The following is a 15812-nucleotide window of genomic DNA, read 5'->3' as shown; positions in this document are numbered from 1 at the left end:
AAATACTTCCTGGGCGCTTTTTTAGTTGATTCTGGATGTACGCTTTGATCGCAGCTGTATTCTTCCCCACCGTGTCTACATAGGCCGACAAAAAAATTAGACCGATGAATCACAGGAAAAGCCTTATTATACTTATATGTTCAAATTAATTTATCGGTCTAAAATCTCACTAAGACTGCCCTTTAATCTTGTTCCCTTCATCCGGGCTTAATGACACATATAGATCCTCCTGATCTTCTTTAGATATCTGTTTTAAGGAGTCTCTAATCATATCTATATCAGTTTCAACATAGTACTTATGACAATCTTGCTATAAGTATTATGTACACATGCTTCTGGAAAAACTGCGTAAATCGGTCAAGGTTGACTGGAAACAGCTTTCATCAGTCTATGGGGAGGGCCTGGTTACGCGACAGTAGGGGAAATGCAGCCCCACTGTCAACCACAGGCTGTCGGATATCCGTGGATTCTGCCGCTACCTGATGAAAAAAGGTGTGATTTCATCTTCACATATGGATGTATCTGTTGTGATGAAGCAGAGGTATTCCTTGCGCTTATTCCGGTTGCGGACATACACAACCCTGGCCGGGATCGCTTCCCCGTTTTTGATGACTTCCACATCCACCGATAAGAGGTATCTGGAACGTCCCCTGCGTTTTTTATTCCTCTTGTAGATATCAATAAGGGAGAGTTCTTCTCCATTGTATCGGAAAAACATTTTCGGGGTTTTCTTAATCATTCCAATCACTTCATAGCCAAGATTTTTTACGGCATGAAGCGATTTAGGAGAAGAAAACCAGCTGTCAAAGAGGACATATTTTGCAGGAATCCCCACTGTTTTGGCGGCTTTGAGAAGTTCCAACATAGTTTCGCATGGTCGTAAGTTTTTGCAAGGAATTCCACCTTCTTGGAGCGATTTCTTTCAAACATAGATTCATCAATGCAGAGAACATTTTCCCTGTCTGCATTATTCAGTGGGACAATGGCCTCCTTGATAATTCTTGATGCAAGTATGGTTGTGAACCTGATCCAGTTGATCTGTGTTGATTTCATAAAGCGGTATACCGTATCTTTAGCAAAAGCCGGCGTATTTCTTCCCGACAGCAGATGCATGTACATGCTTCTGTTTGAAAAGATCAGAAGAAACAGATACTGAAAAATCTTTTGATTGTTTATGAAAAGCATTGATTCTATTAACTTTAGCCTTATCAATACCACTGAAATATACAATTAAATTGATTGATCTCTTTTTATGCTCTCAATGATTGCCCCGATATTACAAGTCACTTTCCCCTTACACTTATGAATATCTTCATTGATCTGCTTCTCCTGTGCAATGGCTATATTCACATTCTCTGCCAGTTCTCCAATAGCAGGATTTTTCTTGGAATTCACGCCTGTTCTTGCTAACAGAAGTTTATAAACGAATGTCTGATTACCGTCCTTCTCATTTTTGATAATCTTCTCTTCATTCGGCTTAATATCTTCTTCATAAGCATTTTCAAAGTGAAGAAGTAAAAACAGTTCAAATGCCGGATTACTTACCGCAAGGATATTTTCCGCCTCTCCCAAAGCTACAACCTCATCATAGTCCTGTACTTTTTCTTCAAAAATATCTGCGTCAAACACGATAATCATTTTATCTCGCTCTTTATCAAAGGATATGTCCTCATTTTCTTTCTGACTCTCTGCAAAGGCAATCAGCTTTCTTGGAAAACTAATATCCTTATCTTCCTCTGTTTTCTCAAGCAATCGAATATCTATCAATGGGTGAATATTCAGAGATTTGCGAATATCTATCAGTTTACGGAAGTACCATGTTTCTGTATTTGCCCCTTCACAAATAAAGAAATATTTCCGATATGGCTCTCTTTGCTCTACATGATCTGTACTTCTGCTGTTCCAATTTGTATACCCAAGGGCACCCCATTATGGCCATGCGGCCGTTTCACAAGGTATAACTTCTAACAGGGGACATACCTATTCCTCCTCTCTGAACTCGAACGTGCTAAATACTGGAACAGCGCCATATCTGCCTTCCAGATACGCCTTACTCAAAACTTTATCATACCTCTCTTTGAAACGGTCTAAGGAATAAATCACACTTGCATTGTCTGAATTACGTTCAATAAACCATATCTCATCTCGTCTGAAAATACTCTGATCCATGATAGAAGATTCATGCGTTGTAAAAAGTAACTGCATACGTTCTTTCTCATGCAACTGCATGAACAGTTGTAAAAATCGTTCTGTCAATTTCGTATGCAGGCTTCTTTCTAACTCATCTACCACATACAGCATATCTTCTCTTTTATTAAGCAGCATATCCATTAAATCAAACAAACGCCTTGTACCATCGGACTCTTCCTCAAAACCAAAATCAAAAAAGGACTTCACATGATTCAATCGAATTGTTGTTACTTTCGGCTCTGAATGTCCTTTGACTTCGATATTAAAGAAACTCTCATTTGATCTCATCGTCATTCTAAAAGACGGATTTTCCTGTTCCTCAATACGATTCTTTACATGACGCATAACCTTATCAAATACTGCTTTCGGCATAGCATTGGATAATTCATCCAGGGAGATTTCCTCTATTTTTACTTTACTGATTCCTGTATCAAATGTTTCAATTAGTTTATTGATTAACTTTAGAGAGTCTGTATCATAATAATACTCCAAATCAATCAGAGGAGTATTTGGGGTAATTACTGCAATGTGATTCTGTATCCAATCATATACCTGTCTGAAAAATATCAGTTTAGAGCGTACCGTATATTTCTTGCTGCGATTCATTTCTGTTAAGAACAATGATGTTTCATTGCCTGCAAAATCATCTGCATAAATCTCAAATTTATTTTTCTCCGTATTTGACAGGGTAATAGATTCATCTAATGCCGGACGTTTCTTTCCTTCTCTTTCAAATAAGCAGCGTGCTGAACCATTCTGGTAAAGTTCATATAACCATTCCGCTGTAACTTTTCTTTTACTTAAAATCGCAGAAAAACCATAAGCATAGAATTTATCCTCAACAGTAATCTGTACTTCAAAACTGCTTTCTCTCTCTTTGTTTTCTTCTCTGTTTTTACAAAACATACCTACCGCTTCCATTGGAATACCTTTACTTACACACTCTTTGAAAAAGCGGAAAAATTCTACCAGATTTGTTTTTCCGGCAGCATTTGCACCGTACACTACACCATGTTTTAATAACTGTGTACTCTTTATCTTCAATCTGTGGCTTGCGTTTATCCGTATTTTGTTGGAAGAAATCATTGTCAACTCGATTGCACTATCAAAAGATTTAAAATTTTCTATACTAACTTTCACTAACATTGTTATACACCTCCACCATTATTATATACAGTCATTCTCACAAAGTCAATTTTAATCCGTTTTTTGGAGTTTTTTTCGTCAAATAAACGACTATTTCTTTTATTTTGACATTTCATTTTAATTTATACTCTAAAATCGACTTTCCTTTTGGCATTTTGGCTTTTGTAAGTGTACTTAACTGTTCAAGTTCACTATAAAAAGATTTTCATAAAAGAAATATTGAAAACCGTTTCTCTCCACCACGCCCCCCTGTCATTGGCTATATTCTTCCCCGCCCCACTACTGGGCGGATTAGGGACTCTCACTCATTAGAACGTGCGCTCGCCGCACGAAAAACCGGGCAAAGATACCTCATAAAATGTATCTCCGCCCGGAGCCTTACCGTCCTTTGTCCCTAAGCCAGACCCCATATCCTCCCTGTCCGATCCAGCCTTCCCGGCATTCGTTTTCCAGCAGAACTCTCCGATCTCCCATTTCCGGTACTGCACATGCGTCTCCCGGGTTCATGACCGCAGTAATCTCACATCCCGCATTCTCCCTGGCAAATGCAAAGACACCGGAACGGATCATCCCCCAGACCGGGTGATAGCCGGTTGACCCATCGATATATTCTTTCCGGATTCTGATCAGTTCCCGGACAAAATCACAGACATCCTCCTTTTCCTCCCAGGCCATCCCCTTCCGGTACTCGTTTTCCATTATCCCCTGGATCTTCCGCTCATCCCCGTAGAAAAGGCTGGGCACGCCCGGCATCAGCATGAGCAGGATGCAGGCCATCTTCCACTTCCCCAGGTCCCCCCGGCAAAGAGAAAGGAACCGCGGGACATCATGGCTGTCGATCAGATTCAACTGCCCGTTTACGATATTCGTCGGATATCTGAGACGCATCTGTTCAAACTGGCAGGCCGCAGATCTCCCATCCGGTGATCCGGCTGCAAGATAGTCCCTGCAGATCCTGCGAAATTCATAGTTCATAGTAGAATCAAAGGCATCCCCCCGCAGCCAGGTCTCCGCATTTTCCCATACTTCCCCGATCAGCACCGCATCCGGATCGGCGCTTTTTACGGCCGAACGGAAGCTCCGCCAAAAATTCCGGTGGATCTCATTTGCCACATCCAGCCGCCAGCCGTCCACATGGTATTTTTGAATCCAGTACGCCCCTACATCCGCAAAATACATCTGCACTTCCCGTTCCGCCGTATTCAGCTTGGGCATTCTCCTTTCATATGCAAAGCAGGTATAATTGGGAACTTCGTCCGCATTTTCCGGCTTTCTGACAGGAAACTCCAGACCGTAAAACCATTTACAATATCGGGACGCCCTGCCCTTGGCCGCCACGTCCTCAAACGCAAAAAATTCCCAGCTGCAGTGGTTAAAAACCCCGTCAATGATGATCTTCATCCCCCGCCTGTGAAGTTCCTCCACAAGCTCCTGAAAATCCGCTTCCGTTCCCAGGCATGGATCGATATGGTAATAATCCAGCACGTCATATTTATGGTATTCCCCGCCCGAAAAAACCGGATTCAGATAGAGGCAGGTAAATCCCATTCCCTGAATATAATCCAGGTTTTCCCGGATTCCTCTCAGAGTGCCTCCCAGCCTTGACCGGCATATTCTCCCATCCTCCAGGCGCTTCTCTTCTGCCCTGTTCTCCAGGCTTCTCTTCCCGCTTGCAAAGCTGTCCGGGAAAATGTTGTAAACAACGGCAGTTTTGAACCATTCCGGTACGTCCGGTATCTCCTCTTTCAGGATGATCGGGTATTGGTAATATTCACTTCTCCCATCCACCACCTGATCCCCAAGATAAAAATCCGCCAGCGTTTCCGTAAATCGGTCCCCGTAATAGTAGGCCCATTCCTGCCCTTTTATCAACTTAAAATAATAACAGATCCGGTTATAGACGGAATGAATCTCCGCCTCATAATATTGGAAGCAGGCATCCTCTGCACAGACATGCATCGGAATCCTGTAAAACTCGATAGGCGTTTTCCTGCATGCCCGGTCCCCATAATACAGGTCGCATCCGGACAGGTCTTCCTTTTTTGCCCGTATCCGGATCACCAGCGTATGTTCTGATTTTGCAAATGCATACTGGGACAGCGGAATATGCAGAACCGCCGCCCGATCCATCCGTTCTTCTTTGATACTCATCCTTTGACACCCCCTGCCGTCAAACCTGACACCATATATTTCTGAATGCAGAAAAATACGATCAGGATCGGGATCGATACCAGGATCGCCGCCGCGGAAAATAACGGCCAGCTCCTGCTGTAATCACTGGTCTGGAGCTGGTATAATCCGGCCGCCAGCGTGTAACTCCCTTCATTCATCATAAAGGTAGTGGAAAACAGGTACTCATTCCACACAAAGATCAGCACCATGACCGATGTCACGATGATCGCCGGCCTTGCCAATGGAAGCACCACCTTCATCAGGATCTGTCCGCTTCCCGCGCCGTCGATCCTGGCCGCCTCCTCGATCTCCACCGGGATCGTGTCGAAATACCCCTTCATATTCCAGATGCTGAAAATGCACATGCTCCCTGCATAAACGATGATCAGGCCGAGATAGGAATTGAGCAGATGGAAGGTCTTAAACAGGCGGAAGATCGCGAACATAGATAAAATCTGGGGAAATGCATTCAAGATCAGAAGAGCCTGAAGCACCCCGTTCCTTCCTTTAAAACGGTATCTTGAAAATGCATAGGCCGCCGTGACCGCCGTCCCCATTGCCGCGATCATCGTTCCCACACTCAGGACCGCGGAGTTTTTAAGCCAGAGCAGGAACGGTTCTTCCATCAGGATTGCGGAATAATTCTTCCAGGTGGGATCTTTGGGCCAGAACGACAGATCGGAACTTAACCCGGAACCCCCATTGCAGAATGACAGGGAAACCGCATACAGGATCGGGATCAGCGCGAGCAGGCAGATGATGATAAAGATCAGATTTAAAACTGTAAGCCCCGCCATACGTTTTATTTTTTTCGTACTCATGCCTCCTCCTTTACTCCCCGGTTCGTAAACAATGAAAATACAATGATAAAACCAAAAATCACAATGGACACTGCCGAGGACAGCCCATAATTATTTGATACAAACGCATTCTGGTGCGCATAGGTAATGATCGTCTGCAGCGTTGCCCCGGACAGGGAGCCTTTCTGCATGGTGAGCAGATACACGATATCAAATTGCTTGAATGTCGTAAATGTGGTCATGATGACGGAAGGCAGAAGGATCGGTCGGATCGCGGGAACCGTGATATACCGGCACTGCTTCCAGAACCCGGCTCCGTCCAGTCTGGCGCTTTCGTAGTAGCTCCTGTCCACACTCTGCAGCGCGCCGTCCATCATCATGATCATAAACGGCAGCGCCATCCACAGGTTCAGCACCATACAGGAAAGAAACGCCGGGATATTTTCTGACAGGAAATTCATCTTCCCCAGGCCCAGGCTTAAAAGGATCTTGTTCAGGAATCCGAACTCTGTGTTAAACATCCCCACACGCCATAAAAGTATGGAAACATATGCCGGCATTGCCCATGGAAACATGAGGAGCGTCTTATAGACCCTTGCCAGCTTCATTTCCCGGACATTCAGGCCAAGGGCAATGAAAAAAGCCAGGACCACCTGTATCACCATGTTAAAAACCGTCCACAGGACTGTTGTGAGCAGCGCTTTCAAGAATCCCGAATCCACTTTCAGCAGAGCCCGCCCAAAATTATCCAGCCCGATCAGTTCGTAATTGTCCCAGTGATAAAGGTTCATGTTCGTCAATGAGATATAGCCTGTGTATAAAATGGGAAAGACGACGATCAACCCTACCAGCGTAAGCGCAGGCAGACTGTAGATCCATGGACGTAATTTCTGTCTGTTCTTCATACTGTTTCCCCTTTCAAAAAAGTGTGCGTCTTGACGCACACCCGCGCAACGGGCAGCTTGCATCCCTGACCGGATGCAAGCTGTAATGCCCTGATACATCTATGCTACTGCATATCCGCGATCGCAGTCTCTGCTTCTGCCTGATATTTTTCCGCTGCTGCGTCCAGATCCTCTCCGGATTTGTTTACCGCTGCCAGAAGGGATTCTGCCGGCCCCCACATCACACTCATCTCCGGAATATTCGGCATAGGTTTGGCCGTCTCCGCAGTCCGCTTCATTGCCGCGATCATTTCGTTGCTGCTTACAGAATCCTCATCGTATGCCTTCTGGTTTGCCGGCGCGCAGCTTGCTTTTTCTGCAAGCGCAATGCCGACTTCCGGGGCTGCCAATGCGGCAAGCACCTTTGCAGCCGCATCCTTTTTCTCCTCAGCCGCATGCTTCATGACTCCGATCCCCTGAATCCCTGAATAGGGTGCAAGGCTCTCCCCGCCCGGCAAAGTAAAGTCTGACAGAGACTGGATTCCCAGGTCTATCCCGGCATCTTTGATCCCAGGTACCAGCCATGGCCCGCCGATGATCGCCGCCGCTTTCCCTTCATTAAACAGTGTTGTTACCGTATTATAATCGCCGTCAGCCTGCAGTGCGGCGAATTTTTTATTGTACTCAATGGCTTCTTTTGTTTTTTCATCCGCCAGCCCCGGGGCAGCATCCTCATCAATGATATATCCTCCGAACCCATGGATGAACGGGGATACATTATAGGCTGTGGAATGCTGGTTTACCAATGCATATGTGCCTGCCGCCGTATCCGTATGCGCTTCCATATATGTATACAGGTCTTCTGTTGTGGACGGAACCTCCCCTTCCCACAGATCCTTATTATACATAAAGAGCAGTGTTTCAAAATAGACCGGAAGCAGATACTGTTCCCCTTTGTATAATCCGGCCTCCTGTGTCATGGGAAGCATGTCGGCATAGACCTCTTCCCCGACGATGTCCGACAGGGGCGAGAGCACTCCCATCTCTACAAAGGTACCCAGGGAATCATGTGCATACATATACATATCCGGGCCGCTCTCCCCATCGCTGCCATAGAGCTTGATCTGGTCTGTCAGGCCGCTTTTCTTCTCAAACTTCACTGTAATGCCATCCCCGCCGAGCTTCTCATTCACCTAGCTTTCAATGACATCCATGATTGCCTCGTCGCCGTCGTGCCAGATGCTGATCTCCTCTGCCTCCGCAGTCTGCTCCTCACTGCCTTCGTTTTCAGCAGCATCTTCCTTGGGCTCCGCCCCGTTCCCGCCTGAACTGCATCCGGTAAATAACGATGCGGCCATCGCCGCGCAAAGCAGCATTGCGATTCTCTTTTTCATTGATTCCTTCCTCCTTTTTGATAAAACACTTTCCTGCTGTATTTGCTTTCATCGGATATATATCAGATATTTAAGTAGTTTTTACCATATATTTTGATCGTTTACAATAAAAAACAGAGATTTTTACCAAGAAAAGAAAGAAAACGTTTACCTTTTTTCCAACCGCACAGCCGGAAAAAATTTCAGGGGCGGAACATATATCCACCCCTGAATGGCCCCATGATCTCCTGGAATCTGTCTACGGGGGCGTCATAAGTACGTTTGTCATTCGGGTCTATCTTAGAGAACGCCTCTGTGATCTCAGAGATCCTCTTTGCATTTGATCCCACCGGCATTGTGCTTGTTCCTCCGAAATAGCAGCCCTTCCAATTCAGCTTCTGTATAACCAAAAATCTGCTATTTCACTCCGCAATGATACGCATACTTCCCAATCTGCCTGTGGATTTTCGGCTTTATTTCTCGTGTTATCTTGAATTTCGGCAGAAAAAATGATATAACCATATATGGAGACAAATTATACAAAAAACTAGTTTTTAAGGCACCGCATTGTAAAAAGTATGCACAAAGTACAGGAGAGAATTTATGTCAAACATCGAATTATTAGAAAAAACCCTCCCGGTCGCACCGCTGAAGCTCGTTGCTATGGAAAGCTGCAGTGAACTTGGACAAAAGGTGAACGACCATATCGTATCGTTTCGGAAAAATACGATCAATGAAGTCTCAGAATCCCCCTTGTATGTGAATTACCGATCCAAAAATTATCTCGTAGACTGCTGCTGCCCCCGCTTCGGAAGCGGCGAGGGAAAGGGTATCCTCAAGGAGAGCATCCGCGGTACGGACCTGTTTATCATGACAGACGTGTGCAACCACAGCCTGACCTATACGGTCAACGGACATCCGAACCATATGTCCCCGGACGACCATTTTCAGGATCTGAAGAGAATCATCTCCGCGGCTACAGGTAAGGCCCACCGAATCACGGTGATCATGCCCTTCCTGTATGAGAGCCGCCAGCACAAGCGGACCAAACGGGAATCCCTGGACTGTGCGCTGGCACTGGAAGAACTGGCGTCCATGGGGATCGCCAACATCATTACCTTTGACGCCCACGATCCCCGGGTTCAGAACGCCATCCCGCTCAACGGATTTGACAGCTTCAATCCCCTTTACCAGTTCATGAAAGCGCTGTTCCGCGAGGTGCCGGATCTGGCCGTGGATAAGGATCATCTGATGGTCATCAGCCCGGACGAAGGCGCTATGCACAGGGCCGTGTATTTTTCCAATATGCTGGGCGTAGATATGGGAATGTTCTACAAACGCCGGGATTATTCGAAGATCATAAACGGAAAAAACCCCATCGTAGCCCATGAATTTCTCGGGGACGATGTGAAGGACAAGGATGTGATCATCATTGACGACATGATCTCCTCCGGAGAAAGCATGCTGGATGTGGCCAAGCAGCTCAAGGAACGGAAGGCAAAGCGGGTCATTGCCTGCACCACCTTCGGCCTGTTTACCGATGGTTTTGAAAAGTTCGATGAATACTATGAAAACGGATATCTCAACAAGGTCATCACCACAAACCTGACCTATCTTCCGCCGGAAGCAAAGGAGAAGCCTTATTTTATCATGGCGGACTTAAGCAAGTACCTTGCCATCATCATTGATTCCCTGAATCATGATACCGCGATCGGATCTGTCATGACGCCGACGGAGAAGATCCATGCGCTTCTGGAAAGGCGGATGAAAGCAGAGTCTTAAATCCCAATAACATAAAAATCCGGTATCTTCAGCTAATCTCTGCGGATTGGCTGATGATACCGAATTTTTTCTTCCTCCCTCTAATTCAATATCTCACCGACCACTCCCCCGTCCAGGGCATTGATCGTCCATTCCAGGTACTGCATATCCCGGCCGTTGACCTGTTCCATAACCTGAAAGTTCCATGCGGGAACCATCCAGACGCAGTCTGGTTTTTCATAAGCCGGAATATACGTATATCCTATTTCCGCACCTATCACCGGATAGGAAAATCTCATATTTTCCTCAGGGGGAACCTTTTTTTGGGTATACCAGTAAGTAATCTGCTTAAAGAGCCATTCCTGGATTTCTTCAAATTCAAGCAGCTCCGTATTCTCCGCCACAATTGCTGATTCTTCGCTTATGCCTTCCCAGGAAAACGCCTGAACCCCTTTTTCCGTCACCGTAATCTGCACGGTTTCTACCGGAAACGGCGGCGCGTATACTTCCCCGGTGCCATTCAGCGCCATTCCGCCCCGGATCAAAAAGAGTCCGTTTGTTTTCCGTGTAAACGTATACCGGTATCCGGCCGCTGCCTTTGACAGGTCTGCCTGCCACAGGAAATCCTCACTGTTCCCGGGGGACCCTTCTTCGGGGATCGAGCCCTTCGGAAACCATAAGATCTTTTCCAGGGAGGATACCCTCATCTCCGGCAGCTCCAGCTCTTCCATCACCTGTCTCGCCTGGACTTCCCCCTCTTCCTCCGTCACCGTTTCTTTTTCCAAAGCTGCATGGAATCTCTCTGCCAGTTCCTGAAAACGCGCTGCATATTCTGTATTTCCACTTTCATTCCACCGAAGATAATATTGAATATCCAATTCATCTGACACAGCTTCTCCTGTTTTCCATGAAAAGGAGCTGTCATTGCCTGAATCCGGGTCATAGGTCACAGCCTCAATACAGGACTCTCTCCCTTTTCCGATGTCTGCCACGAAATAGCTCTCCTGCTCCTTTGTTTCAGCGGCCCTTCCTTTTGCCGCATTTCTGGCGGCATCTTCGCTCTTTTTTTGAAAAACAACCTCCGCTTTCTGGTCTGGCCCTGACGTTTCCGGCGCAAGTTCCAGCCCTTTTTCTACATAGCCCTTGATCTCCATATTATAGAGATCGCCTTCGTTGCTGTAGGCTCCCTCCCCCTTCTCTATCCGGTCCAGGATTTTTTGATACACTTCCTTCGTATCTGCCTTGGGTACGAACAGGTCCTGGCCCTCCGCAAAATAATGAACCAGCTTTTCCAGCTCCTCCTGTGTTATTTTGTGGTTCTTCATCTCCAGTACGGGAAGGTTTCCCAACTGCGGCGCCTCTAAGTCCAGATCCGCGGTGATTGTCATTTTTCCGTCGCTGCTGGTATGTTTTGCGCTCCAATGCTTCGGCATGTCTGCCTTCCTTGTCTGCCCTTCCTCTAACGGAGCTGCAATGACTGACTCGTCGAGCCCGTCAGCCTTGCTGACTACCGCGCTTTTCTCCGGTGTTTCCCGGCAGCCTGGCAGAAAGCAGGCCGCTGTGCCAAGCGCAAATAACGCCAATACTTTTTTGAATTTCATCTTCTCTTTTTCCATAGTGTTATCCTTTCGCAGTAAGTGAGTTTGATGACGATTTGCTGGTTGCTATTATAGTTCACATCCATGCTTTCCCAATATAAGTTGTAGTAACTTACGTTCTTTTTGTTGTAAATCAACGCGTAAAAAAAGAGAAGAACGTGCATCGGGTCAATCCCCCACTTTCTTCTCATTCTGATCTGAAACATATAATAGCATCGTCAGGGTAAAGACCTGCCGCTCCGTATGAACCCGCATAACCCCGCCCAGCTTCTCTGCCGCCTCTTCCATATTTTTTAATCCGAGCCCGTGGTTTTTCTGATCCGCTTTGCCTGTCCTGAATCTCCCGGCGCCTTTTTCATCCAACCGGCCCGAAAAAGGATTGCTGACCCGGATCAGCAGCCGTCCTTTCGTATATTTGATCACCAGGCTGATGCGCTTTTCCTCCGTCTTTTCCGCAGCCTCAAGGGCATTGTCGATTGCGTTTCCCAGGATCACAGACATTGCATAGGAGGAAACCTGCAGATTCTCCGGTATCTGGATCTCCAGGTCAAACTGAATATGACGCTGTTTTGCTTCCAATAACTTATAGTTGACAATGCTGTCAATCGCTGTATTTCCTGTCTGGATTTCTTTCCTGCTGTCAACCCTATCGTTCATCAGATCATGCAGATATTCTTTTGCAGCACGTTCTTCATTTTCCTCCAGCATTCCCATCAAAACAATCAAGTGATTTTTCAGATCATGCTTTAATTTCTTCCACACGGCTATGGACTGCTTCTGGTTTTCCAACTGTTTTTCAAAATACAGGTTTTCTTTCAGCAATATTTGCTTTTCATATTCCTGATCCATTGCCTGGATGCTGAAATCATACAGCCAGAAAATTCCGATATTCAACAGGAATACGATGAGCACCGTCATATCCAATACCCGGTTCAGCATCCCGTCTCCACTGATGTACAAAATGTCCGACAGCAGGTAGCAGCTTCCCATCGGCAAAACTGCCATAAAGATCCATTGGGGAATCGAAACCTTCACTCCCTTTTGCCGTTTCTGAACACTGGATATGAATAAAACGACTGTATAAACCGCGATTTTGGACGCGTAAATTCCGAACACGGCAAGTCCCGTACTCCCCATATTCCTGTGTTTGTCCAGATATTTGAGCAATGTCAAAACAGCCGGTTCTGCCATCCAAAGAACCAGCAGGATTACAAGTATGGCCCCTGGATTTTTCTTGAAGTTTTCCCTGTAAAGGGAGGAGACCGCCGCCAGACAGACCAGATTGCAGCCCAATATAGCCGCGTCGCCGGTTCCTGAAACATGCAGGAGCATGGCGGCGGCAAAGCAAAACAGATAAATCAGGATTTCAAGGCATCGTTTTTTTGCCTTCTGCTCCGGGTAAAAAATGTGAAAAAATCGGTATACCATATATTCCTGAAACGCATTTCCCATGATATAGACGATCTGGTATACATTCAGTTCCATCTATAGATTCCTCAATTCCATATCCAACTGCATTTCTTTTACTTCCTTCCTCCGTGCCTGACTGATTGGTATAACGCTCCCGTTCTCCATAACCAGTTGATTGGGCTCAAATATTTTCACTTTTTTATAATGTACAAGAAAGGACTTGTGGCAAAAGAAAAAGCCGCGTTTTGTCAGCTCCCCACCGATCTTCTTTAATGTCCCATAAAAAACGTCTCTGCCTTCGTTTGTATACATGACCACTTCCCTGTTGTTGGCTTCAAAGTAAAGGATATTCGAAAGAAATTCTTTTTTATATGCATGGCCTATTTTATAGCAGAAGGTTTCTTCGCTTCGTCCAATGATCCTGGCTGCTTTCCGAAATACGTCTGCAAGTTTTTTCTCGTCTATGGGTTTCACAAGAAAATTCAGCGGATGAGTCTCGAACAGTTCCATGGCGTAAGACTGTTTCGCTGAAACGTATACGATCTGCAGATAGTCATTGCAAAGATCGTTTCGGATAAAATCCGCTAATTGGATTCCGTTTTTGTTTCCCAGTTCAATGTCCAGAAACAGCAGGTCCACTTCGTTCGTTTCTCTTATGTACTTTAAGCATCCTTCGAAAGAATCCATGACTTCTATATGAATGTCCAGCCCCTCTTTAAATGCTTGCTGATACAGGCATCTTTCTATATAGGAGCCCATGGATACATCGTCTTCACATACTGCAATATTCAGCATGTTTCTGACTCCCTTTTGTATTCCTCCCATCTACACGACCGCCTCAATCAATACTTTATCCCCGAGAACAATACGTTTAACTCCTATTTCTTTATTTTTATTAAAATTAAAACTCAGCATATATCCTTTTTTCAAATGGTAATGCTCCAGATATTTCATAAGCTGCTGCTCTCCACGTTCATGATACGTATTTCCCCGCCAGAGCTTTAACTCAACTACAATCTGTTCCCCACAATAATCTATAATCACATCTGTCCGCTCCATATTGCGGGTTCTGGATTCAATGTAATAGTTTCCTGTACCATTGATGATTGGCCTGAGGTACAGCAGAAAATACCGCCTTCCATCCTCTTCTTTGAATGGATGGGGAATATCGCCGTACAGATCGTCAAAATGTTCCACAAATCGCTCCAACAGCAAGTCCATGTTCAAATGTCCGGCGTAAATAAATTGATTTTTATCTGCTATGGCAGCTTTATAAATATCCGTATTCTGGTTCTCCGCAGAGGTTAGAAACAGATTGTAAAAAACCATTTCAAAAATTCTGTTTGCTATGGCAACCGTACCATTCACATTCTTTATAAAACCAAACATTTCTGCCGTTCCGATTGCCTGATCCAGCGCATTATAAGAGTATTCCTTTCCCGTAAATAAGATAGAACAGACCATGTCTCTCAGTTCCGTGTAATCATAGAGTTTATTTACCATAGACTCAAACAGTGTATTCTTTTCTCCAAGAAGAGTCTGATACGCCTCCATAAAACCGGCATATGTCCATGCTGCCTTCAGTTCCGAAAACTTCTCTCCGCCCGCAACCTCTTCGGCAATCAGTTTGCATAATTTTGAGACAAGGAATGGATAACCGGACGTATATTCGTAAATCAGTTCGGACATCTCTGCAATATTCATTCCTGTGGCATGCTCGTCCTCGTAATCCGTCAGCATACCTGCAATCTCCTCCGCCGTAAAGCTCATGCCCACTTTGAAATCTACCGCAATATTCCACGGGCTGTTCAGCTTATCGTCCTCCCCCGGACGAAATTTCCTCTTCAAATTCTTGATATCGTATACGCCTGCCAAAATAACCGATTGAAAGGCAGGTGATTTGTCCCTGTCAATATAATGACCTCTTAATTGGGCCAAAAAGTCCAGAAACACCTGATTATTTGCCGCGCTGTCAATCTCATCAATCATCAGAACCAGAGGTTTGTCTGCTGTTCTGCAGATATCGCTCAGATATTGAAACAGCTCTACTAATTCCAGGTCTTCCCTGTTCTCCCGGGTTGCCCTTTTCAGGTTCCCAACCGCTGTTTTCATCGCCTCTGGAAGGGCAATATCCGGATCTTGGATGATGCGGACGAATGCTTTTGCAAATGCAGCTGAAAATGCATTCTCACTGCGGAACTTTGCGTAACTCATCTGCACCTGAAAGTCCATGCTGACTACATAATACTGATCTTTTAAATATTCTTTCAATGCCCGGAGCGTTGTTGTTTTTCCATATTGGCGTGCCCGGTTTATTGTAAAATATTCCCCCCTGTCCACATATCCTTTCATCCGGGCCAGGCGGGAACTGATATCAACCATATAGTGCAGGCCAGGTTTGCAGTCGGCAGTTACATTGAATATTTTTCCCATAATGTTATACCTTGTTTTCCTCTTTTGATTTCAGTATAACTGATT

13 protein-coding genes and 2 pseudogenes are annotated in these 15812 nt (G+C 45.4%); 1 reads left to right on the top strand and 14 read right to left on the bottom strand.

All coding sequences use genetic code 11. The features are described from left to right. Positions 1–16: 16 nt before the first annotated feature. The 10 genes and pseudogenes from EBB54_RS32610 to EBB54_RS05615 form a co-directional block, all read right to left on the bottom strand. A pseudogene (locus tag EBB54_RS32610) lies at positions 17–82 on the bottom strand (IS200/IS605 family transposase); the annotation flags it as partial. A gap of 414 nt (positions 83–496) precedes the next feature. Continuing rightward, positions 497–1164, bottom strand: a pseudogene (locus tag EBB54_RS32605) (IS4 family transposase); the annotation flags it as partial. Between the two features lie 66 nt (positions 1165–1230). Further along, entirely contained in the window at positions 1231–1845 is a 615-nt protein-coding gene (locus EBB54_RS05645; RefSeq protein WP_125126701.1) for an RloB family protein, read from the bottom strand. 135 nt (positions 1846–1980) lie between these two features. Beyond that, positions 1981–3336 (bottom strand): AAA family ATPase, encoded by a 1356-nt coding sequence (locus EBB54_RS05640; protein ID WP_125126700.1) that lies wholly within the window; start codon positions 3334–3336, stop codon positions 1981–1983. A gap of 378 nt (positions 3337–3714) precedes the next feature. Next, complete coding sequence (locus tag EBB54_RS05635) at positions 3715–5487, bottom strand: glycoside hydrolase family 13 protein (protein WP_125126699.1); 1773 nt, start codon at positions 5485–5487, stop codon at positions 3715–3717. Next, on the bottom strand, positions 5484–6329 hold the full coding sequence (locus EBB54_RS05630; protein ID WP_125126698.1) for a sugar ABC transporter permease: 846 nt from the start codon (positions 6327–6329) through the stop codon (positions 5484–5486). The genes EBB54_RS05635 and EBB54_RS05630 overlap by 4 nt, the downstream gene beginning before the upstream one ends. Continuing rightward, the gene (locus EBB54_RS05625) at positions 6326–7213 is read right to left on the bottom strand and encodes a carbohydrate ABC transporter permease (protein WP_125126697.1); all 888 of its coding nucleotides are present in this window, start codon (positions 7211–7213) and stop codon (positions 6326–6328) included. Before EBB54_RS05625 ends, EBB54_RS05630 begins: the two co-directional genes overlap by 4 nt. A gap of 104 nt (positions 7214–7317) precedes the next feature. Next, positions 7318–8385 (bottom strand): extracellular solute-binding protein, encoded by a 1068-nt coding sequence (locus tag EBB54_RS05620; protein ID WP_243127543.1) that lies wholly within the window; start codon positions 8383–8385, stop codon positions 7318–7320. Next, complete coding sequence (locus EBB54_RS31030; protein ID WP_243127542.1) at positions 8386–8586, bottom strand: hypothetical protein; 201 nt, start codon at positions 8584–8586, stop codon at positions 8386–8388. Between the two features lie 182 nt (positions 8587–8768). Beyond that, positions 8769–8975 (bottom strand): hypothetical protein, encoded by a 207-nt coding sequence (locus tag EBB54_RS05615; RefSeq protein WP_125126696.1) that lies wholly within the window; start codon positions 8973–8975, stop codon positions 8769–8771. Between the two features lie 193 nt (positions 8976–9168). Between EBB54_RS05615 and EBB54_RS05610 the strand changes: the two genes are divergently transcribed. Then, entirely contained in the window at positions 9169–10347 is a 1179-nt protein-coding gene (locus tag EBB54_RS05610; RefSeq protein WP_004069030.1) for a ribose-phosphate pyrophosphokinase, read from the top strand. Between the two features lie 80 nt (positions 10348–10427). Here EBB54_RS05610 and EBB54_RS05605 read toward each other — a convergent pair whose 3' ends face one another. The 4 genes from EBB54_RS05605 to EBB54_RS05590 form a co-directional block, all read right to left on the bottom strand. Further along, positions 10428–11927 (bottom strand): DUF6034 family protein, encoded by a 1500-nt coding sequence (locus EBB54_RS05605; RefSeq protein ID WP_148099343.1) that lies wholly within the window; start codon positions 11925–11927, stop codon positions 10428–10430. Between the two features lie 165 nt (positions 11928–12092). Beyond that, entirely contained in the window at positions 12093–13409 is a 1317-nt protein-coding gene (locus tag EBB54_RS05600; protein WP_004069034.1) for a sensor histidine kinase, read from the bottom strand. Beyond that, positions 13410–14159 (bottom strand): LytR/AlgR family response regulator transcription factor, encoded by a 750-nt coding sequence (locus tag EBB54_RS05595; RefSeq protein WP_044989589.1) that lies wholly within the window; start codon positions 14157–14159, stop codon positions 13410–13412. Next, on the bottom strand, positions 14160–15767 hold the full coding sequence (locus EBB54_RS05590) for an ATP-binding protein (protein ID WP_125126694.1): 1608 nt from the start codon (positions 15765–15767) through the stop codon (positions 14160–14162). It lies immediately after the preceding gene. Positions 15768–15812: the final 45 nt, after the last annotated feature.

Source organism: Schaedlerella arabinosiphila, from assembly GCF_003885045.1.
Taxonomy (GTDB): domain Bacteria; phylum Bacillota; class Clostridia; order Lachnospirales; family Lachnospiraceae; genus Schaedlerella; species Schaedlerella arabinosiphila.
This window is presented reverse-complemented; position numbering and strand designations above follow the sequence as displayed.

Excerpts from the sequence above, each read along its gene's own strand:
- EBB54_RS05640 (WP_125126700.1), bottom strand. The coding sequence starts at position 3,336 with ATGTTAGTGAAAGTTAGTATAGAAAATTTTAAATCTTTTGATAGTGCA.
- EBB54_RS05610 (WP_004069030.1), top strand. The coding sequence starts at position 9,169 with ATGTCAAACATCGAATTATTAGAAAAAACCCTCCCGGTCGCACCGCTG.
- EBB54_RS05630 (WP_125126698.1), bottom strand. The coding sequence starts at position 6,329 with ATGAGTACGAAAAAAATAAAACGTATGGCGGGGCTTACAGTTTTAAAT.
- EBB54_RS05590 (WP_125126694.1), bottom strand. The coding sequence starts at position 15,767 with ATGGGAAAAATATTCAATGTAACTGCCGACTGCAAACCTGGCCTGCAC.
- EBB54_RS05605 (WP_148099343.1), bottom strand. The coding sequence starts at position 11,927 with ATGAAATTCAAAAAAGTATTGGCGTTATTTGCGCTTGGCACAGCGGCC.
- EBB54_RS05625 (WP_125126697.1), bottom strand. The coding sequence starts at position 7,213 with ATGAAGAACAGACAGAAATTACGTCCATGGATCTACAGTCTGCCTGCG.
- EBB54_RS05600 (WP_004069034.1), bottom strand. The coding sequence starts at position 13,409 with ATGGAACTGAATGTATACCAGATCGTCTATATCATGGGAAATGCGTTT.
- EBB54_RS05635 (WP_125126699.1), bottom strand. The coding sequence starts at position 5,487 with ATGAGTATCAAAGAAGAACGGATGGATCGGGCGGCGGTTCTGCATATT.
- EBB54_RS31030 (WP_243127542.1), bottom strand. The coding sequence starts at position 8,586 with ATGAAAAAGAGAATCGCAATGCTGCTTTGCGCGGCGATGGCCGCATCG.
- EBB54_RS05595 (WP_044989589.1), bottom strand. The coding sequence starts at position 14,159 with ATGGGAGGAATACAAAAGGGAGTCAGAAACATGCTGAATATTGCAGTA.